General features: G+C 42.0%; 18 protein-coding genes. 8 read left to right on the plus strand and 10 right to left on the minus strand.

Going from position 1 to position 22,366, the window contains the following annotated elements:
• On the plus strand, positions 1–1,653 hold a 1,653-nt coding region (locus ACIQZ2_RS08045; protein ID WP_395768339.1), incomplete at its 5' end, for a T9SS type A sorting domain-containing protein.
• On the opposite strand, the gene ACIQZ2_RS08050 is transcribed toward ACIQZ2_RS08045, so the two are convergent.
• Positions 1,636–2,052 carry a GNAT family N-acetyltransferase gene (locus ACIQZ2_RS08050; protein ID WP_395768340.1) on the minus strand — a complete coding sequence of 139 codons (417 nt, stop codon included), beginning with the start codon at positions 2,050–2,052 and terminating at the stop codon, positions 1,636–1,638. The two genes, ACIQZ2_RS08045 and ACIQZ2_RS08050, sit on opposite strands and share 18 nt — an antisense overlap.
• An 86-nt stretch (positions 2,053–2,138) precedes the next feature.
• Between ACIQZ2_RS08050 and ACIQZ2_RS08055 the strand changes: the two genes are divergently transcribed.
• Both ACIQZ2_RS08055 and ACIQZ2_RS08060 read left to right on the plus strand, forming a co-directional pair.
• Complete coding sequence (locus ACIQZ2_RS08055; RefSeq protein WP_395768341.1) at positions 2,139–2,759, plus strand: hypothetical protein; 621 nt, start codon at positions 2,139–2,141, stop codon at positions 2,757–2,759.
• A 5-nt stretch (positions 2,760–2,764) separates the two neighbouring features.
• On the plus strand, positions 2,765–3,826 hold the full coding sequence (locus ACIQZ2_RS08060; RefSeq protein WP_395768342.1) for a lactonase family protein: 1,062 nt from the start codon (positions 2,765–2,767) through the stop codon (positions 3,824–3,826).
• Between the two features lie 105 nt (positions 3,827–3,931).
• On the opposite strand, the gene ACIQZ2_RS08065 is transcribed toward ACIQZ2_RS08060, so the two are convergent.
• The 5 genes from ACIQZ2_RS08065 to ACIQZ2_RS08085 form a co-directional block, all read right to left on the minus strand.
• Entirely contained in the window at positions 3,932–4,858 is a 927-nt protein-coding gene (locus ACIQZ2_RS08065; protein ID WP_395768343.1) for a PorP/SprF family type IX secretion system membrane protein, read from the minus strand.
• A gap of 34 nt (positions 4,859–4,892) precedes the next feature.
• Positions 4,893–8,921, minus strand: a complete 4,029-nt coding sequence (locus tag ACIQZ2_RS08070) for a gliding motility-associated C-terminal domain-containing protein (RefSeq protein ID WP_395768344.1) — start codon at positions 8,919–8,921, stop codon at positions 4,893–4,895.
• 257 nt (positions 8,922–9,178) lie between these two features.
• On the minus strand, positions 9,179–10,000 hold the full coding sequence (locus ACIQZ2_RS08075) for a sterol desaturase family protein (RefSeq protein WP_395768345.1): 822 nt from the start codon (positions 9,998–10,000) through the stop codon (positions 9,179–9,181).
• Positions 10,001–10,281: 281 nt separating this feature from the next.
• Complete coding sequence (locus ACIQZ2_RS08080; protein ID WP_395768346.1) at positions 10,282–11,115, minus strand: DUF1684 domain-containing protein; 834 nt, start codon at positions 11,113–11,115, stop codon at positions 10,282–10,284.
• Positions 11,105–12,430 (minus strand): hypothetical protein, encoded by a 1,326-nt coding sequence (locus ACIQZ2_RS08085; protein ID WP_395768347.1) that lies wholly within the window; start codon positions 12,428–12,430, stop codon positions 11,105–11,107. The genes ACIQZ2_RS08080 and ACIQZ2_RS08085 overlap by 11 nt, the downstream gene beginning before the upstream one ends.
• Before the next feature lie 91 nt (positions 12,431–12,521).
• Here ACIQZ2_RS08085 and ACIQZ2_RS08090 point away from each other — a divergent pair, with 91 nt between their 5' ends.
• Positions 12,522–13,019 (plus strand): heme-binding domain-containing protein, encoded by a 498-nt coding sequence (locus ACIQZ2_RS08090; protein WP_395768348.1) that lies wholly within the window; start codon positions 12,522–12,524, stop codon positions 13,017–13,019.
• Between the two features lie 84 nt (positions 13,020–13,103).
• Here the strand turns inward: ACIQZ2_RS08090 and ACIQZ2_RS08095 are convergent, their stop codons facing one another.
• Positions 13,104–14,147, minus strand: coding sequence for an NAD(P)-dependent alcohol dehydrogenase (locus ACIQZ2_RS08095; protein ID WP_395768349.1), 1,044 nt, complete (start codon positions 14,145–14,147; stop codon positions 13,104–13,106).
• Positions 14,137–14,778 carry a DsbA family oxidoreductase gene (locus tag ACIQZ2_RS08100; RefSeq protein WP_395768350.1) on the minus strand — a complete coding sequence of 214 codons (642 nt, stop codon included), beginning with the start codon at positions 14,776–14,778 and terminating at the stop codon, positions 14,137–14,139. Before ACIQZ2_RS08100 ends, ACIQZ2_RS08095 begins: the two co-directional genes overlap by 11 nt.
• A 42-nt stretch (positions 14,779–14,820) precedes the next feature.
• Here ACIQZ2_RS08100 and ACIQZ2_RS08105 point away from each other — a divergent pair, with 42 nt between their 5' ends.
• Together ACIQZ2_RS08105 and ACIQZ2_RS08110 are read left to right on the plus strand one after the other, a co-directional pair.
• Positions 14,821–17,049 (plus strand): MGH1-like glycoside hydrolase domain-containing protein, encoded by a 2,229-nt coding sequence (locus tag ACIQZ2_RS08105; protein ID WP_395768351.1) that lies wholly within the window; start codon positions 14,821–14,823, stop codon positions 17,047–17,049.
• 18 nt (positions 17,050–17,067) lie between these two features.
• Complete coding sequence (locus ACIQZ2_RS08110) at positions 17,068–18,321, plus strand: ectonucleotide pyrophosphatase/phosphodiesterase (protein WP_395768352.1); 1,254 nt, start codon at positions 17,068–17,070, stop codon at positions 18,319–18,321.
• Here the strand turns inward: ACIQZ2_RS08110 and ACIQZ2_RS08115 are convergent, their stop codons facing one another.
• Together ACIQZ2_RS08115 and ACIQZ2_RS08120 are read right to left on the minus strand one after the other, a co-directional pair.
• Positions 18,322–19,767: a glycoside hydrolase family 32 protein gene (locus ACIQZ2_RS08115; protein ID WP_395768353.1), complete on the minus strand. Its 1,446-nt coding sequence runs from the start codon at positions 19,765–19,767 to the stop codon at positions 18,322–18,324. It abuts the gene before it with no gap.
• Positions 19,768–19,822: 55 nt separating this feature from the next.
• Positions 19,823–20,659, minus strand: coding sequence for a sugar phosphate isomerase/epimerase family protein (locus ACIQZ2_RS08120; protein WP_395768354.1), 837 nt, complete (start codon positions 20,657–20,659; stop codon positions 19,823–19,825).
• Between the two features lie 59 nt (positions 20,660–20,718).
• Between ACIQZ2_RS08120 and ACIQZ2_RS08125 the strand changes: the two genes are divergently transcribed.
• Positions 20,719–21,279, plus strand: a complete 561-nt coding sequence (locus ACIQZ2_RS08125) for a pentapeptide repeat-containing protein (RefSeq protein ID WP_395768355.1) — start codon at positions 20,719–20,721, stop codon at positions 21,277–21,279.
• Positions 21,280–21,370: 91 nt separating this feature from the next.
• On the plus strand, positions 21,371–22,366 hold the full coding sequence (locus ACIQZ2_RS08130; protein WP_395768356.1) for an exo-alpha-sialidase: 996 nt from the start codon (positions 21,371–21,373) through the stop codon (positions 22,364–22,366).

Genomic DNA, 22,366 nt, shown 5'->3' on the forward strand with positions numbered 1-22,366 from the left:
GATTTCCAGCTTTATCCAAGAGCGAATGATAACTTCGGCACCATTGCTATTGAAGGTGTCTTATCATCCAACGCTTATCAGTCATTTTCAGTGCGCCTGCTTCGAAATGGCATTATAAAAAGTTATAAAAAAACGACGCTACAATTCTCCAATGGAGTAGCAAAATTTTCTGAATCTATTAAAATTCCGGCTGAGCTAGCTCAATATGGGATAGAAATCTTTGGCATTAAAAATACAGATTCAACCTTAATTGTTCGTAGAAATAATATTGTCGCAGGGGATGTTTTTTATGTCACGGGGCAATCAAATGCCTGGATAGGTCCGATAGACGATTTGGTTTATCAAGGGGAATGGCTTCGCTCCTTTGGCGCGGTACAATTACCTGAAAATTATGGTCCATATAATCCTGCTGACACACTTTGGTCCTTAGCAACCGGCAGAGCGCGAATTGGTCCTTTTGCCGCTGAACTTGCTCGCCTGATTTATGAATCCGAGAAAATCCCGATCGCCATCATTAACTCGGCAGCAGGTGGTAGTAACATTGATTGGCATTTGAAATTAGACGGCAATATTTCAGCATTGGATGGCGGAAATATTATGTATTATAAAGCCATAAAATCGAAAACTATTCAAAGAGTTAAAAGTATAATCTATAGACAAGGCGAGGCTGAGGCGTCGGATGTCCTAGCCCCCTACACGTGGTCTTCCAAATTTAATAGCCTATTGCAAAAATATAAGCGTTTTTTCCCAAGTGCTCAACATGTCTACAATCCTCAATTAACGATTTACGAATACCCAAATCGCTTTGCCTCACAATTACGGGAAGACCAACGCGTTATTGCAAGTCAAAACAATTATGTGCGTTCGTTTGCCACCCTGGGGACAACAGGTTTGCTCCCCGACCGCTTGCATTACACCAACCTAGGATATAGACAAACAGCCTTAGAACTATTTAGGCTTATTTCAAATCAACTATATCAAAGACCCTATCCAATAGAAATCTATAGCCCCAATATTCAAAGGGCTTATTTTAAATCGGAGACGGAAAGGAATAAAGTATATTTAGTTTTTGAGGAAGGGCAAAATCTACATGTTTCCAAGGATACAGTGGTTACCGACAATCGAGGTCAGCGCATTGTGGCAAAAATGGCTAAATATTTCTATTGGGATAAATTGAATGCTAACTCATTTGAGCCATACATAACCTCCATTGAAGCCGACAAAAATTTAATCATTATCACGTTTAACCAAAATTACACGGGTAATCTCATTTCGTACATGCCAGATTATCATAGAGAATTTCAAACAGGAATAAATGAATATGGATTCCCTGGCCCATTCATAAAAAATGGGATGGGTATGCGTGCATTTGCTTTTTCTGGATTCCCCATCATAGTAGAGGATAAGCTAAATTTAGACTTTACATGTTACCCTAACCCTGGAAGTGATATGATTCGTATCGGCTGGGATCGCTTAGCAACCGGAACATTGGAAATTTTTGATATGTTTGGGAGAGCTGTTTATCGAGAAAATATAAACAAAAGCTTCTCAAAAAATATCGATGTATCCAGATGGTCGGCGGCTAACTATTTTGTACAATTTAAATCCAGTACAGGTAGAACTTATAGCAAAAGGTTAGCCATTTTGCACTAAATCATCCCCCGGCGCTAATTGATAGCAATGTGCGTGATGTTTCATCCCTATTTTAGGATAATATCCTTCAGCCGCAGGGGCAGACACTAAGATAATTTTTGCTTTTGGGGTGGCCCTTTGGACTTCTTGAATAAGTGTTTTTCCAATACCTCGTTTTTGGTATGCCACATCAACAGCGAGATCCGACAAATAGCTTGTGTAAACAAAATCAGTCATTACCCGAGCTAGCCCCACTAAAATTTTCCCATCAAATGCTCCCACATAGACATTCCCGTACCGAAACATTTGTTCCATAGCCACTGCATCTTGCAGCGGCCGGCGAATACCTAAAGTCGATCTTTCAAGAATATCAATAAAATCTGCAGTAGTCAAGGTAGGGTTTAGTTGATAGGTAATCATAGCATCCGATTTAATTCCTTCAAATTTAATTTATAGTTCTCAAATCAGCACAGAGAAGCTATCTTTGTAAGGAATTAATCCGCCTTATGACAAATCAATTAAAGCTCCTTATCGAACAAATTACCCAAGATCCTTTCGTGCATGCACAATGGTTAAATACACTTTCTTTTATGGAAAATACGGGTGCGAAAAAAATATCGCGCTTTGAATCTAAAACGGATGTGAGCTTATTGGTGCTAAAACATGCGGCAGAGGAACATCGCCATGCGTATTATTTGAAAAAACAGCTAGCAAAATTGGCCCCTACAGGTTTTGAAAATTATGATGATGCCTGGTTGATAAGCCCACAAACATCCAAATATTACCTGGATATGTTGGACGTATGGGTTAGCAAATACATCAAAAAAACCTTAGGTTTATCCGGCTATGAATTAAAATGGGCGGCCTATTTATTAGTTACCTATGCCATAGAAGTCCGTGCAGATGAATTATACCCCATATACCAAGAAATATTAAGTGCCAAACAATCCAAAATCCAAGTAAAGTCCATCATCGTAGAGGAAGTGGGGCATTTGGAAGAAATGAAAACCCAACTAGCCGCTTTTTCAACCGAATGGGAGACGCATGCCACGGTTGCTTGTGAGTTAGAAAACAAATTATTTCAAGCCTGGATTCAGAGTTTGACCCAACTATATCCTTTAAATTAACCATTATGCTGATGCTCTTCCATTCCCTCATGTCCTTGCTGGTTACGCCGGCTGACACCCTCATTGTAGGCTCATATACCCAACAAGGAAATCCTGGAATCGAAATCATCAACACACAAACGAAGCAGGTGCTTGCAGGATTAGCTGTTCCACAAGCATCCTATCAGTATGTAACAAGCGATGGGCAATACCTATTTTCGGTATCAGAACAGGTGTCAAATGCAGGCGCCGTCTACAGTTTTAAAAAGAATGACATAGGCCAATGGGATAAGTTAAGCCAACAGCTAACCGAAGGGGATGCGCCATGTCACATCAATTTTCGGAAGAAAAGCCAAACCTTGTACACGGCCAATTACATGGGTGGCAGTGTATCGGTATTTCAAACGAAAAAGGGTGTGATTGAACCACTTAGCCAAAAACTAGAATATTTTGGCAAAGGCCTATACCCTAAACAGCAAGCTACATCACATGGACACATGGTGGTGTTATCAAAAGACGAGACAAAACTACATGTGTCCGATTTAGGGGCGGATAAAATCTACCATTACGATGTTCGGCCTGATGGATTACTGGAAGACAAATACAGTTTGACACAATTTCCAGCCGGAACTGGGCCTCGTCACTTTGTTTTTTCTGAAGATGAAAAGTTTGTTTATGTACTAGGCGAATTGAGTGGTACAGTAGACGTTTATGAAGTTTCAAATGGGAAATGGAATCAGATTCAACGCGAAACTATTGATTTTTCCAAGGTGGATAGACCCAAAGCAAGCGCAGATATACACCTCACGCCTGACGGGAAGTGGCTATTGGCCTCCAATAGAATCACTCAAAACTCAATCACCGTATTTCGTATTCAATCAAATGGGAGGTTGGTTTTCAAACGGGATGTCCCGGTAGGTAAAGTGCCGCGAAATTTCCAAATTGACAAAACAAGTACACGCGTTTATGTTGCATGTAAAGAGGAAAATCGTATCCAGCAATTTTCATTTAATGCTGATACGGGCGATATGATCGATTTGAATGATGACATCTTAGTGAAAAGTCCGGTGGCGCTTTTAGTCCGCTAGACATTTTTATAGCAGAGGTAAGCGCGCTAGTAACGAGGCAATAATTCGCAGTTGATATAGGACCTAGTTAATATAAAAGCCCCGAATTTCTTCGGGGCTTTTGTTTTACTTTGAAAATGAATATCGTAAGGCAATTTCATGAGACTGTATGCTCATCTTACTCAGAGCCGAAGTAGGCATTTCGTAGACATAGCCTGCGTAAATCTTTTTAGTAGCTTGAATGCCTAAACGAACTCCCCAACTGTCTTCGTGACGATAGTTGAAACCGACATCAAAACGATCGTGCAAGCGCGCGTAGACATTAGCGTCCCAACTTAATGGTACGTCTTTCGCAGTACGAAATAAAGCTGAAGGATATAAACTCAAATGATCATTGATTTTCAATTTTGTTCCCACCATGGTATAGAAATAAGCAACGTCCTTATAGGAACCACTACCTAGGTCATACTTTAGCAATCTAGGTTGAGATAGACTTACAAAGAAGCCGTCACCTTTGTTAATTTTCAAGCCCCATCCCGTATTAAACATTAAACCTGTAGAGCGGCTTCCAGTAAATGAAGCATCGCCATCATGAATTAAAGCTAATCCTGCGTAGTCTAAACTTAAGTTGGAAAATCCTGCACGTATACCTCCAGAAAAACGCCAAGCATCATTCAGCTTAACATGGTAGGCATAATCTGCACTGAGAGCTGTCACTTTCACAGGACCCGCTTGGTCGAACATTGCATTAAAACCAATGCCACTTTGTTGCTTTAATTTAAAATTTCCGGAAACGATGTAGGTCATTGGGGCACCCTCAAGGCCTAACCATTGCTGGCGATTAATTAAGGTAATATCTCCTACCGAATCAGTGCCGGCATGCGATGGCATTAAAATCTGAGGATTCAGTCGATAAGAAGAATACATTGACTCAATTTGGCCAAAACTTGAAGTTGAGATCATGTTCAATAGAACAAGGGAAGCAAGGGCCAAAAAACCCTTGATCCACTTAAACTGATCTACTCTCTGATTAAAATCTATATTTGCTTTCATGCTATTTCGTTGTTCTTGCTGTTAAATCCGAAGGTTATTTTTCCAATCGGTTTACATAGATGTATGACTTTATATTTGATTTTTTGCCCTTGAAATCAACGACATAGTAGTACGTTCCATCTGGCAGTAAACCATCGCTTGCTAATAAATCAAAGGCGCGATCCGTCTGGCCAAACCAGTCATTTTGATAATTGTCTTTCTCGTAAACTATATTTCCCCAACGATTGAAAATGGTAACCGTGTTAGGTTGCGCACTTAAAATACCAGGGATAATGAATGTGTCGTTTTTGCCATCACCATTGGGCGAGATACCTTGTGGAATGAAGTTAGGGCACTTGTCAGGATCTAAGCGATTTGGGATACCATCGCGGTCGCAATCTGCTAGACCACTCACATTTAAGTTATCTTCATCCTTATCTAAAATCCCATCATTATCTGCGTCTGTATCCCTAAAATCAAAAGTCAAGTCTTTATCGGAATCCAAGGGATTCTTTGGATCTGGTCCCGCCTCTACTTTATCAATCAATCCGTCGTTATCCGAATCTAAATCTCTAAAATCGGCAATCCCATCTCGATCCGAGTCAACTGGCGTTGCAGACGGCCCTTTCTCAATGTTATCTGGTATGGTATCATTGTCTGAATCCAAATCGCGGTAATCGGGTAAAGCGTCTCCATCGGTATCGACGGGATTAGCTGTTGGCCCTTTCTCAATATTATCTGAGATACCGTCATTATCTGAATCTACATCTCTATAATCGGGAGCACCGTCCCCATCAGTATCGACCGGATTAGCTGCTGGACCCTTCTCGGTATTGTCTGAGATACCATCATTATCCGAATCCAAGTCGCGGAAATCTGCAGTGCCATCCCCATCGGTATCCAGTGGAGTAGCACTTGGACCTTTCTCAATGTTATCAGAAATGCCATCATTATCACTATCCAGGTCCCTAAAGTCTGGTAAACCATCCCCGTCTGTATCGACTGGTGTAGCTGTTGGTCCCTTTTCGATATTATCTGAAATACCATCATTATCTGAATCAATGTCGCGGTAATCAGGTAAGCCATCCTTGTCGGTATCAACCGGAACGGCTGTTGGCCCTTTCTCAATATTATCTGAGATGCCGTCGTTGTCAGAGTCTACTTCCCTAAAGTCGAAGATTCCGTCTCCATCAGTATCCAATGGTTTTTTAGGATCTACTCCAGCCTCTGTCGCATCTTGGATGCCATCATTATCTGAATCAATATCTCTGAAGTCAGGTGTGCCATCACGATCCGTATCTACAGGAACTGCTGGATCTGCTCCGGCCTCTAGCGCATCTAAGATACCGTCGTTATCTGAATCGATATCTCTAAAGTCGGGCGTGCCATCTTTATCCGTATCAGCGGGTACTTTAGGGTCATTGCCTGCTTCTACCGCATCAGGAATACCATCGTTATCCGAATCTAAATCCAAGAAATCTGGGGCAAGATCAGCATCTGTATCTACAGCTGGATATTTTGAATTTAGTTGAGCGCGATCATCATACCCATCGATGTTATTGTCTAAGAAACCACAATCAAAGCATAAATTCAATCCTTCATATTGATCAGATAAACCATCGCCATCGGAATCTAAATCCAAAAAGTTTGGTTTCCCATCCGAATCCATATCGCCAAACTTCTCATAAGCATCCGAAACTCCGTCTCCATCACTATCGCCATCGCGGTAATTTGGATATTGATCCCCATCTATATCGCCTCTAAGTTCAATGCTATCTAAAATTCCATCTCCATCACTTTCCAAATCTAGAAAATCAGGGATCCCGTCCTTATCTGTATCAGGAATTTCCAATGGCCTACCTCCAAAAGCTCGTTCTACATTATCCGGAATTCCGTTAAAGTTTGTATCCGAGGTAACGCCATTCACATCACAAACACCATCTCCATTGTTATCACCAAACGGTCGGAAATTTGCAGTGCCTTCAAAAGTATCCAAGATACCATCTCCATCAGCATCTAAATCCAAGAAGTTTAACCTTCCGTCTCTATCTAAATCTGCCGCAGTTTCACGGATATCCAAGATGCCATCATTGTCTGAATCCAAGTCAAGGTAATTACCCCGACCATCGCCATCAAAATCAAGCTCTTTTTCCGTAACATCCAATATACCATCATTATCAGAATCTGTATCCTGAAAGTTTGGAATACCGTCACCGTCAAAATCTGGGCAATTCAATCCTGTTGTACATTCTAAGCCGTTTAAAATTCCATCACCATCGCAATCTTGCATGCGGAAAATTTCATACGCCGGTGTACCATTCGCAGGCACTGAGCCTGCACCATCTACGCAGAAAGTCAACGGCGCAGAATCGGTACCGTTCGGATTGCCATCGCCGTCACAATCGGCATTTTGCCACGAAACGGATGTATTGGCTAAAATTTGGTTGGCAACATTATAACTACAACCATTGTTAGGATCTGTGCCATCAATTGCCTCTTGTGCATCGGTTACGCCGTCACCGTCGGAATCAGCAATAGTAATCGTAGCTACCACCGCTGTTCTTGCTGCTGAAATACAACCTGTTGTAGTGTTGCGAGCTTGTACATAATAGGTTGTGGTGGTGGAGATACTTGGTGTAGTATATGAAAGTCCTGAAGCTAAGGCTGAGCCCCCACTAGCTGCAGCGTACCAATCCAAGGTCGCGCCTGCTGATGCTGTTCCTGAAAGGTTAACAGTTCCAACTCCATTATTGGATCCTCCAGTTGTGCCTGTTACGGTTGGTAAGGCATTTACGACAGCCGTTCCTGTGGCAAGGTTTTCTGTCGTTGCTCCCGAAGAAGCAACCGATATATTACCTGAGGCGCCATTCGATGCTGAACTAGTTAAGCGAACATAAATGGTTGTGGCCGCAACGGTTCCGGATACTTGTGTTAGCGTCAGCGAATTTTGAAATCCTGAATTTGCCGCCAGTGAAATTTCATATCCTGCCGGGGCAGTGATTACTATATCACTCGTTAACAAACTACCCGAAACATCGAAAGATTGTGTTGAAGAAGCCGTTCCTGCACAAGTGGTAAAAGTAGATAATCCCCCTGCAGCAACAACGGTAGGATTAATAGGTGTGTCATTATCCGTAATTGTACCAATACCCGTATTATCTGCAATAGCTGCATTCACGGAATTTGAGAGTACTACTCTGAAGGTTTCCGTACTCTCAAAAGTGCCATCATCCAAAATAGGGACGGTAATGGTTTGAGCAGTACTTGTGTTGGCAGGGAATGTTAAGGTTCCGCTCGTTGTCGTATAGTCGGTATTCGTAGCAGAAACATCAGTTGTTGAATAATTGACAGTAATGGGAGACGTGTAAGAAGCTGATAAACTTACGGTGAAAGTTGCCGTTCCAGCAGACTCATTAACCGTTACATCGTTAATACTTAATTTTGCAGAAGCGGCTAAGTAATTGTTCAATGCCCCCAAAAGGCCTGTTGTAGCCGCATTACCATCTACTTCACCTGAAATTAATGGGACAGAACTGCCATTAAAGGTTAAGCCTATGTATTTCGTCGAATTAATTGTGTAGGTACCTCCGCCGGATACTGCTAAGGCTTGTGAATAACCTACATTAGGAGAGAAAACCAGCGTGTTTGGGCTATTTCCACTAGGCGAGCGCCACTTGATAAATCCTGGAATTGTGTGAATTGTTCCATTGAAATCTCTAAGGACAACATTACCTATGATATCATTCCCCTGTGCGGTAAATATTGCGGCAGTGGAATTTTGTGTAAATTGTGCTAAAGACCAACCTCTGGCAGAAAGTAATGTCGCATTAATTGATTTGTTATTTGCTGAGTTATCCCCAACAAATCCATCGCTGAAGGAAACAGACAAATTGAATTGAGCTTGGCTTTCAAATGCCGTCAAAGCCAACAGGCTTGCTAAAAATAAAGCAGATGTGAATTTGACATTTGAGCGAATTACATTTCTGACAAAAGCAATTGTCTCAAAATCAGTAAAAAATTGACGAGCGTAATTAAAGCCTATACATAGTGGCTTTAAAAAAATCTGAGCAGATTTTTTAATCATTGTGTTGATAATTTAGAAGACGGAGTTAAAAAACGAGTTAACTCTTTGTTGCAAATCTAATTAATCAATGAGAAAAAATACAATTGTCAGAAGTCAACAGGAAGATCTTAAGAAGATGGGTTTGAACAAATCGATTTAAAACAAGCTTTAGCTTGCCGCGTGGCACATAACCTAGGTTGGCCAAGATGTCCTGTTTTCAAATTTTAGGACAAATGAATCTTTGGATATTTGATTGGGGCGTTCTTAATGCAGATAAATTACTCGTCTGTTTTAATTTTTTGGTTAAAAGGCACCCCTAATTGAAAACCATAACTACCTGCTTTTTCATCAGGCAATACATCTAGACCAAAACGAATTTGTTCAATGGGAGTGTAATTAAATGTCCCAAATAATCGATCCCAAATCGAGAAGATATTCCCGTAATTCGAATCCGTCTGAGGACGCTCAACGTGGTGGTGAATTTTATGCATATCCGGCGATACAATCAGGAATGAAATTGCGCGATCTAAGCCCTTTGGCAAACGAATGTTGGCATGATTAAACTGAGATAAAAGGGCACTCATGCTTTGGTAAAGCATCACTAACCACATAGGTGCTCCACAAATCAAAACACCTAATAAAGTAAAGATTGCTCGGAACACACTCTCCCCAGGGTGGTGGCGATTAGCTGTGGTCGTGTCTACCATCGTATCTGCATGATGAACCATGTGAAATTTCCACAATACTTTGATTTTATGTTCAATCCAGTGAATGGAATATGCTCCCACTAAATCCAAAAGCATTAAACCTATGATCAGTTGGCCCCAACCAGCAAGACCTATCAAGGGCAATAAGCCCATTTGATTCTGAACCGACCAATCACTCGCCTTAACAATCACAATCGCAAAGGCAAAATTAATGACAACGGTTGTTAAGGTAAAAAAGAGATTGATTCCCGCGTGTTTCCACTTATTATAACCAAAACGAACTAAGGGAATACCTCCCTCGATCAACCAAAAAATCGCAATTCCGCCGGCTAAGATAAGCGCGCGATGCGCACTCGAAATCGTTTCAAAATAATGGGTTATATTTTCAAGCATAGGTCTGTTAATAATTTCATACGATTTACGCAGGATTTTACAAATAATCAAAATTGGGCTCGCAGAAAGATTCGGCTAATTTTGAAAGCATCAGTTAAACTGCCAGATGCCGTAATTGTTTGGTGGTTGACGCTGCCGGGGTCTGCGACCCCGGCAGCGTCTAAGTTAGCGGCTTTCTATACAAGTTTCCTGATAAAGTGCAATTATCCGCCCTTACGACATCTTAGCTACCTATTTTATGCATTAATTGGTAAACTGACTGAACGAAATAGCCCCTTCAATCAGTGACCATGAAATTGTTCCCCTGCCTTAATTTCCACTGCTAATTTATTTGCTGCAGTAGGCAAAGGGCACGTCGCAAATGGCGTGAAGGCGCATGGCGGATTATAGGCCTTGTTGAAATCGATAAGCACTTTTCCTTGGGCATTTGGCAAGGCCGTATCGATAAATCTGCCTGCTCCATAGGTCTGTTTCTTATTCGTTAAATCGCCAAACACTACAAACAAATTATTCCCTTCTTGACTTGTTTCTAAGTCATAGGTTTTCTTTCCAATCTTGAGCCGAAGTAGTCCCGGGGATTCCTGTTGGTATGCCCTACCAGTCACATCAATAATCGTTACCATCTTCCCCTTCGTGGGCACAAAATCCGCCCAAATTCGATAGGCTGAATTCGTTGGGTAACAATCTATACCCTGAAAAGCCTTCAAGTATTCCCCTTCTAAATCACGGAGGCGAACCGCATATTTATCTCCCCGTTTAATGATAAACCAGCGCAAAGAACGATGCGAAATAATCGGTGCCTGAATATCATCTCGGTAAACCAACATGGTATCGCTAACGGTTTGATAAAATACTTTCCCGTCTTTGAGCAATAACTCCCCCAAAAAAGGATCAGAATGGTCTTTTGGAAATACAAAATCGTTCTTTTCGTCACTGCCAAAGGTATTAATGCCCTCATTTAACCAAAAAAGGCCTGCCAAATTAAGCCAGCCATTTTCAGATTTAAGGCTATTTAATCGAGCATTTCTGAAGGCTTGAATTTCCTCCACATGATTAGTTTGGGCTTGAATGCTCAAACTACATAATATCAAAAATATGAAAATCTTACTCCTCACTATAAATTCCTTTTGATTCAAAAAAACGCATGATTTTATCAATACCAAAGTCCTTCTGTTGTTGGGCAGTAAAACCTAAACCAACCTCCCCTTTTCGAAAAAGAACGCGTTCCTTTTGCAATAAAATTTTCCTTTGGCGTACATCTTCCAAGCTATTCGCAATGCTGAATCCCCAGAAAATGATACTAAAAATCGATATCAAACCAACTAACATTGAACTTGGTTTCCAAGTAAGTAGCACTAGCAGATAAACAAATACCAATGCCAAGGTTGGATAGATTTTATAATTCCCAATTAGGTAAACAAATTCGCCCCAAGAGGAGCGCAAAATACTAATTGCCCCTGCATTCATCAAACAAAATAGCAACATGGATAGGACAAATAATACATTTGGCTGCGTACTTGATTTATCCTTAAAACGCTGAATAAATTGTGAAAATCCGAGTCCTTTGATAAGCCTAATTAAGGATATCAACAAAATAAACACCAATAAAATACCTACAAATGCGGTTTCGATCAGGCGAAAAGAGGTTTGTTCTCGATACCAAAAATCAAATCCTCCCCCCATAAATACAAAAAATCCATTTAGGCTTTCAAGAGGATGCTGATAAAAATAATTAATCCCTGATTCGTGATAGTTCATACTTGGATACTTCCAAAAAAACAAAACAATAGCTGAACTTAACAACATCAACCAAATTAACAAACCCCTCAATCGCTGTTGGAGTAAGAGTACTAAAGCCCCAATTGGAATAAAAAATAATCCATCTGAATTCGACAAACATGCCATTAATGTACATCCAAGGGCCAGCCAAAATCGGCGAGTTGAATTCTTACTTAAACAATACATAGCTAGCGCACCAAACCCGATAACCAAATTATGCTGAACAGATGAAATCATCCAGTAGGTCGAAAGGTAATACTGAAAATTCAAGAACAAATAAGGAACGGGTAGAAAAAATAATACACGATTACTTTTAGGCAGGGTCTTCCATATCACAATAAAAAGCGGAATCAAATAGAGGTGAGATTGCAAAATCATCCACTTAAAATTCAATTGGCCAAGCACATAATAATTGAAAAGTACAAGTAATTTTAGGGTTACTACGCGATGCTCATTGTTTGGCGCCCAGATTATGGCCATCTTTTTTTGAAATTCGACTTCTTGCAGCCATCGGTAAAGGGCAACAGGCCCAACTTCAAAATCATCTAGCCAGGGAATGTTTACTGAATAGGAAATTAACGCATAAATGAAGGCTAGAATGGGAAAACCTGCCAGTAGATACTTGAATTGTTGGTTTTCAATTAATTTCATTTGATAGCGGCCGACCGTTTGTTAAATATCAAATTTAGCCATTTAATTCCAAGATTTATTGATAGCTTTCTAAACGTTAACAAAAGACCCTATGAAAAAACTTATCCTGGGCTTAATAGCCATTCTTGTCGCCATTCAATTTGTCCACCCAGAAAAAAACGAAAGCAACGATAATACTTTTGACATTTCAACACGTTATACCATTCCGGTTCCAGTCAAAGAAACCCTAAAAAATGCCTGTAATGATTGTCATTCGAACTTGAGCACCTATCCTTGGTATTCAAACATTCAACCTGTGGGTTTTTGGTTAGATCATCACATCGAGGAGGGGAAAGAGCATTTGAACTTTTCAACATTCACCAAAATGCCTATTGCTGTCCAAAACCATAAACTCGAAGAAGTCATCGAAACCGTTGAAGAGGGTGAAATGCCCATGCCGTCTTATACGTATTTGGGACTACATCCCAAAGCTAACTTAAGCCCGGAAGATAGAGAGGCGCTGATTGCTTGGGCAAAAGCCCAAATGGATATGTTAAAGTCAACTTATCCAGCTGATAGTTTGAAATTAAAACGCCGTAAAAAAGAATAAAAGGATAATCCACTTTATTGGCTACCTAAAACAAAACGCCGCCAGGGTATTATTCCTGGCGGCGTTCTTCATATACGACAAAAGCTACAAGGTCTTCATATCAATCACAAAACGATACTTTACATCCGATTTAATTACTCGCTCATAGGCTGCATTCACATCAGCCATTGAAATCATTTCGATGTCCGATAAAATATTATGCTCCGCACAATAGTCAAGCATCTCTTGCGTTTCCGCGATGCCTCCAATCATCGAACCCACAATACTCCGACGCTTCGAAATCAAGGTCGCAGCACCGAATTTGTTGGCTTCTGGCGGAATGCCAACCAATAACATCTTCCCTTCTACTTTCAACAAACCTAAAAATGCATCCAAATCATGTTTGGCAGCTACCGTATTTAAGATAAAATCAAAGGACCCTTTCAGCGCTTTCATTTGCGCAGGATCCGTCGACAAAGCAAAATGGTGAGCCCCTAAAGACCGGGCATCCGCTTCCTTCGAAGGGGAGGTTGACAACATGGTCACCTCAGCACCAAACGACGCCGCAAATTTTACCGCCATGTGACCCAAACCGCCTAATCCTAACACCGCCACTTTATGCCCCTTGCCTACGCCAGCAAAACGCAAAGGCGAGTAGGTTGTAATTCCTGCACATAACAAAGGAGCTACACGCGCCAAATCCTTCTCCTCAAAATTTACATGCAAGGCATACTTTTCATCGATCACATAATTCGCCGAATATCCTCCAAAAGTCTGCGTCTTTCCATCGCGATAAAAATCATTGTAAGTCGCCGTCATGTCATCATCACAATATTGCTCTTGTCCTGCTTTACAAGAAGGACACTCCCGACATGAGTCAACAAAAACACCAACACCCGCCGTTTGGCCTAGTTTAAATTTGGTTACATGTGATCCTATAGCCACGACTTTTCCCACAACCTCATGACCCGGAACGATGGGATAAATCGACGGCCCCCACTCACTGCGCACCATGTGAATATCCGAATGACATACTCCACAATATTCAATGTCAATCTGAATATCATGTGGTCCTACTTCCCGACGTTCAAAAACAATCGGCGCCACCGGCACCTCAGCGCTCGTAGCGCCATACCCTTTAACTTGCATTTTGTGTTTGGTTTAATGTATCGATAAAAACTTGAATGGGTTCCGCCCCTGAAATGCCATACTTCCTGTCAAAAACAAAAAATGGTACCCCCCGAACACCTAAATTTACGCCTTCTTGAATATCTTGACTCACCCGGTAGGCTAGCTCCTCACTATCAATCGCCGCTCGAATCTCCGTAGCCTCCAATCCTGCCTCCTCCCCCAATTCGATTAGGGTTTCAACAGATGACAAATCCTTCCCATCCGTGAAATAGGCCCGAAAGAAAATCTCCTCAATCACATCATCCAAACCCTTTTCTTTCGCCAATTGAATTACGCGATGCGCATATAATGAATTCGCCACCACCGCTCGGTCAAAATTATATTCCAACCCGACCGAAGCCGCCATCTCCACAACATGGTTATGCATCTCCTCTGTTTGCTCCATGCTCCAACCCTTGCGCTCAGCCAAATATTCATAAACCCCTATCGGTTCTTCAAATTGCATGGGAATCGAGGGGTCCAGCTGATAACTTTTCCAAGTAATCTCCACCTCGTCTCTTCCAGAAAAGGATTCCAAAGCCTTCTCCAAGTGTCTCTTACCAATGTAACAAAACGGACACATGATATCACTCCAAATTTCTACTTTCATCTCGGCAATTTAATGTAATTTAGGCAGATAATTATCCCGTATATGTTCTCATTTCGAAAGCTTTTCCTTGCATTTTCATTTGTTCCGGCTCTTTATGCCCAAAGTATTACCGAGCTTGTAAAAACGCTTCCGAATATCACTGGAAAACAAAGCTACCTCGCATCTCCTTTTGCCACTACGGGCGACCGACTCTACGTGATTGGCCATCAAAATGGGCAATTCCCCGATTTGGGCTGGCACATTACCGGTGAGATGGGAGGCATCTGGGCACACCCAATTAAACTCTTGGATGGATTCATTGTTTCCATAAATGGACAAGATTTATACAACGCCGAAAGCTTTACCAATTTCCCCATGGCGAATCAACATCGCTACCAAACAAAAAACCTACAAATTATACGTACACAATTCGTACCTGATGGAACCTTAGGTTGTATCATCGAATTTGAAATCATAAATAAAACGAATCAAGACATCGCCGCGCCTTTTGTTTTTCAAGCCAAATCCGATTTAAGACCTACCTGGCTTGGGGAACAGTCAAACATGAACGACCACGCTGACCATGCCGAATTTGAAAACAATCACTGGATTTTCAAAGACGAAAAAAAACCTTGGTTTGCGATCTTCGGTGCGAAAGAAAAAGGTATCCCTGGAGCAGCACCCATTCCATTTAACTCCATCGGGAAAGGCATTTCAAAATCCATCAATTACCAACTCGGCATTCCTGCAGGAGGTAAAAAAACCATTCAATTCTACATCGCAGGTTCTGATAAATCGAAAGAAGATGCATTAGAAACCTACGGTCGGCTTCAAAAAAACCCAACACAATTATTCCAACAAAAATGGAATCGCGTCAATGCGCTAGCTCAAAAAAGTAAGATTTCCATTCCAGATAAAAACATCCAAGAAGCCTACACCTGGTTGCAATACAATACCGATGGCCTAACCCGCGATGTTCCCGGAATCGGTCGGGGAATCAGTGCCGGACTTCCCGACTACCCTTGGTGGTTTGGTACCGACAGCGAGTATGCCTTGCAAGGGGCTTTGGCGATTGGACAAAAAGAACTTACCCGGCAATCGATTGAATTGATTCACCAACTCTCCATTAAAGCCAATAAAAATGGTCGGATTATCCACGAAGTTTCCACAAACGGCGTGGTATTTAACCCCGGAAACTTGAACGAAACGGCCCAATTTGCCTCCTTGGTTTGGACAGCATACAAGTGGACTGGCGATAAAAATTTGATTAAGAAATACTTCCCAAACATCAAAAAGGGCCTGAATTGGTTGCTCACCGAAAATGACCAAGACCAAAACGGCTTCCCGGATGGGGCGGGTATGATGGAAATTCAAGGACTCCACAGCGAGATGATCGATGTGGCTTGTTATACCCAAAAGGCCTTAGAAGATGCCTCCGAAATGGCGGATATTTTGGGAGATAAAGCCCTTAAAAAGGAATACGATGCAAAAGCTCAAAAACTCAAAAAACAAATCAACGAGCGCTTTTGGAACGAGGAATTCGGGTCATTTGCCGACTTCCGAAGTAAGGACAAAGAGGCCATTGATTTAATCAAACAGGCCATCGTTCGAGCGGATACTTTGCACAAACCTTGGGCGGTAGCAGAACTTAAACAAACCCAAAAGTACATCGAAACACATCCAAGTGAACAAGCGAGACCCTTTGTGGTGCATCACAATTGGGTTGTAAATACCCCGATGGAACTCGGTGTGGCCGATCCAGAAAAAGCAATCAAAGCACTTGAAACAGCGCAAAAATTCACGAATCCTTTTGGCTTATTCGTCACAGGCATTGATCGTGACGCCTCCGCAGGAACAGATGCGGGCGCTTACAAAGCCCCCAAAATATTCACTTATACGGGTGCAGTTATGACCCTGCCCAGCGGCGTGATGGCCGTGGCCGAAAATCAATACGGTCGGCCTGATCAATCCCTCGATTACATCCAAAAACTAAGCCGCTCATTCAGTTACGCCTTACCTGGAAGTATGTACGAAGTATCACCCGACTTTGGTATGATGACACAAGCATGGAATATTTTCGGCTTTGCGGTGCCCATCGTGGAACACTTCTTTGGGATTAAACCCCGAGCGGATTTAAAGGAAATTACCATTTCACCACGCATGCCGTCGACCTGGAAAGAAGCACAAATCGAAAATGTGGAAATAGGGGATAATCGGATTAGTGTATATTATCAAAAAGGCCAAATACCTCGCGTATCGCAAACCAAAAACTGGAAAATCATCATTAAATAACGCTTATAAATCATCAACATGCGCTTTGTCAATTACTTATTCTTAGGCATTTTACTTTGCTTCTCCAGTTTGGGGCAAGACACGACACAAATCATTCAGGCTGGTAGGATTAATTCCAAATCCCAGCAATCGAAGCCCTATGTGATTTTAATTTCTGCAGATGGATTTCGGTCGGACTTTTCAATCAAATATGGCGCGAAATTTTTACAAAGTAGAACGGCGCTAGGTGTTAAAGCGGATGCGATGATTCCATCTTACCCCACATTAACTTTTCCCAATCACTACAGCATCGTTACAGGTCTCTATCCCGCGCACCATGGTTTGGTGGACAATCGCTATTTCGATGTGAATTCTGGAAATGAGTACAGCATGGGAAATAAAAAGATGGTAGCTGAAGGGAAATGGTATGGCGGGACACCACTTTGGGTTTTGGCAGAACAACAAGGCATGTTGAGCGCCAGCTTTTATTGGGTCGCTTCGGAGGCCGATATTCAAGGCATCCGACCAAGTTATTTTTATACCTACAACGAAAATATTCCCATCGAGCAACGCATTCAAGCGGTGAAGGATTGGCTATCTCTACCCGCTGAAAAAAGGCCACACATGATTACTTTTTATTTTCCCCAAGTGGATCATGATGCGCATGAATATGGTCCAGAAGATCCGCGGGTGGGAGATGCCGTCAAATGGGTCGACCAAAGTATCGCAAAATTACAAGCCGCTTTAGATCCCTTAAAACTTCCGATTAATTACGTCTTTGTCTCCGATCATGGGATGACCGCAGTAGATACTGAAAATACCTTAAAAAAACCAATCGTCCTCGACACAACGAATTTTAAAGTACCCTCAGGGGATGCTTTACTGCATGTCTACACGAAAAATCCTGCGGCGGTACCCCGGGCAATCGAGGAATTAAGGAAAGAAAAATCATTCCAAACCTATTTGATGGATGAAACGCCAGCACATTGGCATTACCGAAAAGCGGATGATAGATTCAATCGTTTGGGAGATATTTTGCTCGTTCCCAATCATCCATCGATTTTCAATTTTAGCCCCCGCAAAACGAGCCCGGGTAAACATGGGTATGATAACCACCACCCCGATATGCAAGCGAGCTTTCAAGCTTGGGGACCGGCATTTAAAAAGGGGGTGACAATTCCCGCATTTGAGAATGTGAACGTATACCCTGTGATAGCAAACATCTTAGGTCTACAAGTTAATGAGTCCCTAATCGATGGGAAACTCAAAGAACTGAAACCGCTGCTAAAATAATTACATCGAAGGCTTCAATTCTTCCAATAAAAATGGAAGACCCTTTGCCGACGTAATTTTTAGATTTTTAAATGTCTCTGAAGGGAAATAAATCGTCGTTAAAACCGATAATCCACCATCCGCAAAAAACTCTGCTGATGCAACATCTGTGATCAAGGTAAAATCAATGGTGTTCGATTTCGATAGTCTTGGGGCATAGGCCTTACCGGCAAATTTATTGCTAAATTTCATATCACCAGACGCATCTCGGTCCACAAAATAACGGTTGGTCGACGCCTCAAATCCAATGATGACTTGTTCCCCTTTCGAGTTTGATAGCGTGATGGAAAAATCCTGAACAGGTAATTTACCCGTTAATCTTTGAAGAGCAGATGCCGTTTTAATCGTATTATTTGACTTGATGGTTTGCTTGCTTTTCACGTAGTTGGACACAGCCTCGATCGGTGTAGAAGCCACTACATATTTCCCGTCCAAAGCCACTAATTTCAAATCACGGGGCAAGGTATTCGCACTGCGCCAAGATTCCGTTGGTACCACTGTGGCATAATCCCAGTTGGACATCCAGCCCATGAATATCCGCTTGTCGCCTGTTTCATGGAAAGTCACGCCCGCATAATTGTCACGCCCATAATCAATCCAACGGGTTTCTTCATCTTGAGGCGTAAATTGATGTCCATCGAAATCCCCAACAAAATACTGGGCTCCGGAGCCGCCATTCGGTGCGCCAGGATTTATATTAACAATTAAGACCCATTTGGTTTTGCCGCCGACCTGCATCGGAAACATATCTGGACATTCCCAAACCCCTCCATGTGCACCCATTTTCGCGCCAAACTCACTCTCCTTTGTCCAATTTTTCAAGTCGGGCGAAGAATAAAACGCCTCGCGATCCTGCGTCGCAAGTGCCATAATCCATTTTTTTCCAGGTGCATACCAGGAAACATTTGGATCGCGGAAATCCGCTATGCCCGGGTTTTTGATGACTGGGTTTCCTGCAAATTTTGTAAAGGTCTGTCCTCCATCTAAACTATATGCAATGCTTTGATTTTCACGATCGATACGACCCGCTTTTTCCCATTCCAAATTGTGACTTGTATAAATCGCAACCACCGGTGGGATGCCGTTCTTCCCGAAGCCGGAGGTATTTTGATGATCAATCACGGCAGATCCAGAGAAAATCAACCCTAAGCTATCCGGATATAAGGCAACGGGCTGATGCTCCCAACGCATCAAATCTTTGCTCGTCGCGTGGCCCCAGTGCATGGGTCCCCAAACTGTGCTCTCCGGATGGTATTGATAATATAAATGGTAGGTTCCGCTCGCATAAAACATCCCATTCGGATCGTTCATCCACATGCTGGGTGGCGTAAAGTGCAATTGGGGACGGTGTTTTTCCTGGGCAAAAACAGCAGATGTAATCAATAAAAAGAAGAGGAGGTTTTTCATATGAGCAAAAAAAGGGTGACTCATTTGAGCCACCCCACAAAAGTACACGAATTCGTTATAAGTTCTTCAAATACCCGATGCTCTTAGGTACAAATTCAAGTTCTTGGTTACTTTCATCCTCGATGAAGCAATGTTCGATGCCATTTTTCTTCGCCAACGTGATGATTTCTTTCCAATTTCCTTGACCAGTTCCCACCGGAACATCATTTTCAGCAGGCGTACCACCTGTTAAGTTTCCGACAACACCTTTGCGCAAGTCTTTCACGTGCATCAATTTCCAGCGATTCGGATATTTCTTCAACAATTTTACTGGCATATCAGCACCACCGCCATGCATGGTCCATAAAACGTCCATCTCAAAAGATACATAAGCTGGATTCGTATTTTTGATGATGTAATCCATCAAAGTTCCATCTTCGTAGGCATGGAATTCATACCCGTGATCGTGGTAGGTGAATGTAATTCCATTCTCTTTGAACACTTTGCCTGCGCTATTAAAAAGTGCTACCGCTTTTTGTGCGTCTTCTAATGTAAAATCAGTCCCTTTGTGGGGAATCCAAGCACACATAACAAATTTAGCGCCCAAGGCTTTAGCTTTGCGAACGGCTTCCAAAGGATTTGCTAATTCATCGTAACCAACACCCGTAGAAGGGATGCTGATGCCACGATCGTTACATAATTTCTTGAATTGTTCTTCGGTATACCCTTTGGTTGCACCGCCTTCTAACTCGGTAATGCCCATTTTCTGAATGATATCCAGGGTGTTTTCGGTACTCTTTGGAAAATGATTCCGGAACGTATACGCCTGAACGCCTAGCGGGTAGGTGTATAGTTTCTGAGCAAAAGTTGGGAGCGTTAGCAATAACGCAAATGCAAGTAGTATCTGTTTCATGAAGAATAGGTTTGTCTGTAAAAATGAAGGAATTTTCTGAAATATACTAATTTTGCTGAATGGAAAAACCTTACCACGCGGATCACGTTTTTGATAAAATCGACAGCCTTTCCTTAGGCGAATATGAAGGCTGTACTTTTCGAAATTGCCTATTCGAGTCGGCGGATTTTAAGAACTTTCAGTTTGTAGATTGTCGTTTCGAGGATTGCAACGTCAGCCTTGCAAAACTGAGTGGAGCATCCTTTCAAAAGGTATATTTCCAAGGATGCAAAATGCAGGGCCTACGATTTGAGGCATGCAATCCATTTTTATTTGAAGTGCATTTTAAAAAATGTGTGCTTAATTTATGTTCTTTTTATCAAATCAACGGGAAGGGAACATCCTTTGAGGCGTGCACGTTGCAAGAAGTTGATTTTACAGAAGCAAATTTTAGCGAAGCAAAATTCGATGATTGCGATTTAGCAGGCGCTTTGTTCGATCGAAGCAATTTAGAAAAAGCAGATTTTAGAAATGCGTTCAACTACCGAATTTCGCCTACGATCAATCGCTTAAAAAAGGCTAAATTTTCGCAAGATGGCCTTGCTGGCTTGCTTCATGATTTTGGAATTGAAATCAGCTAATTGATAATTTCTTCTTGGTATAATTTGAATTTGTTTTTTTCCCTTTAGCTTTGTAAAGCTCTGAGGATGAAAGCTGAAGAGACCTAAACCTATGAAAAAACTATTCTATCTGTGCCTATTCAGCATGGCATTTTTCGTTGCACATGGCCAAAAAATACAGTCGGCAGCATTCATTTATGAATCAGCCCCATTCCCATCCTGTCATGCTTCTACACTGGTAGAGACCCCACAGGGGATTGTAGCAGCCTGGTTTGGCGGAACCTATGAAAAACATCCGGATGTGGCCATTTGGTTAAGTTATTTCCAAAATGATACATGGTCGAAACCCGTAGAAGTGGCCAATGGAATTCAAGGAAATGGCAAACGCTATCCTCTATGGAATCCTGTATTATTCCAAATGCCGGGAAAAGAACTCATTCTATTTTATAAGGATGGCCCAGCTCCCGACGAATGGTGGGGCATGTTAAAACGCTCTTTTGATGGAGGTAAAACGTGGTCAGCAGCGGAAAGACTACCGAAAGATATCTACGGACCTATCAAAAATAAACCAGAGCTACTCGCGGATGGAACGCTTATTTGCCCATCCAGTTCAGAAGATCACGACTGGCGATTACATATGGAATTCACAAAAGACGGTGGGAAAACCTGGTCAAGAACCGAGGCCTTGAATGATGGCGTAACGACCTCAGCCATTCAACCAAGTATCTTGAAATTACCTGATGGAAAACTCCAATTAGTCTGCCGGTCAGAAAATGATTTTGTCTTACAAAGTATTTCCGCAGACCAAGGAAAAAGCTGGTCGGCCTTAAAACCGACAACCCTGCTGAATCCGAACTCGGGCATCGATGCAGTGACATTAAAAGATGGCCGACATATCATCATCTACAACAATACAAAAAAAGGACGTAGCCCTTTGAACGTTGCGATTTCATCCGATGGCCAAAACTGGAAAGACGTTGCCGTTTTAGAAAATGAGCCGAATGGCGAGTTCTCCTATCCAGCGGTCATCCAAGCGGCAGATGGGAAAGTACATATTACGTATACCTGGAAGCGTAAGAAAATTAAGCATGTGGTGATGACGCTTTAA

Source organism: Aquirufa sp. (assembly GCF_044342065.1).
Lineage (GTDB): Bacteria > Bacteroidota > Bacteroidia > Cytophagales > Spirosomataceae > Aquirufa.

Excerpts from the sequence above, each read along its gene's own strand:
- ACIQZ2_RS08050 (WP_395768340.1), bottom strand. The coding sequence starts at position 2,052 with ATGATTACCTATCAACTAAACCCTACCTTGACTACTGCAGATTTTATT.
- ACIQZ2_RS08055 (WP_395768341.1), top strand. The coding sequence starts at position 2,139 with ATGACAAATCAATTAAAGCTCCTTATCGAACAAATTACCCAAGATCCT.
- ACIQZ2_RS08060 (WP_395768342.1), top strand. The coding sequence starts at position 2,765 with ATGCTGATGCTCTTCCATTCCCTCATGTCCTTGCTGGTTACGCCGGCT.
- ACIQZ2_RS08065 (WP_395768343.1), bottom strand. The coding sequence starts at position 4,858 with ATGAAAGCAAATATAGATTTTAATCAGAGAGTAGATCAGTTTAAGTGG.
- ACIQZ2_RS08070 (WP_395768344.1), bottom strand. The coding sequence starts at position 8,921 with ATGATTAAAAAATCTGCTCAGATTTTTTTAAAGCCACTATGTATAGGC.
- ACIQZ2_RS08075 (WP_395768345.1), bottom strand. The coding sequence starts at position 10,000 with ATGCTTGAAAATATAACCCATTATTTTGAAACGATTTCGAGTGCGCAT.
- ACIQZ2_RS08085 (WP_395768347.1), bottom strand. The coding sequence starts at position 12,430 with ATGAAATTAATTGAAAACCAACAATTCAAGTATCTACTGGCAGGTTTT.
- ACIQZ2_RS08090 (WP_395768348.1), top strand. The coding sequence starts at position 12,522 with ATGAAAAAACTTATCCTGGGCTTAATAGCCATTCTTGTCGCCATTCAA.
- ACIQZ2_RS08095 (WP_395768349.1), bottom strand. The coding sequence starts at position 14,147 with ATGCAAGTTAAAGGGTATGGCGCTACGAGCGCTGAGGTGCCGGTGGCG.
- ACIQZ2_RS08100 (WP_395768350.1), bottom strand. The coding sequence starts at position 14,778 with ATGAAAGTAGAAATTTGGAGTGATATCATGTGTCCGTTTTGTTACATT.
- ACIQZ2_RS08105 (WP_395768351.1), top strand. The coding sequence starts at position 14,821 with ATGTTCTCATTTCGAAAGCTTTTCCTTGCATTTTCATTTGTTCCGGCT.
- ACIQZ2_RS08110 (WP_395768352.1), top strand. The coding sequence starts at position 17,068 with ATGCGCTTTGTCAATTACTTATTCTTAGGCATTTTACTTTGCTTCTCC.
- ACIQZ2_RS08115 (WP_395768353.1), bottom strand. The coding sequence starts at position 19,767 with ATGAAAAACCTCCTCTTCTTTTTATTGATTACATCTGCTGTTTTTGCC.
- ACIQZ2_RS08120 (WP_395768354.1), bottom strand. The coding sequence starts at position 20,659 with ATGAAACAGATACTACTTGCATTTGCGTTATTGCTAACGCTCCCAACT.
- ACIQZ2_RS08125 (WP_395768355.1), top strand. The coding sequence starts at position 20,719 with ATGGAAAAACCTTACCACGCGGATCACGTTTTTGATAAAATCGACAGC.
- ACIQZ2_RS08130 (WP_395768356.1), top strand. The coding sequence starts at position 21,371 with ATGAAAAAACTATTCTATCTGTGCCTATTCAGCATGGCATTTTTCGTT.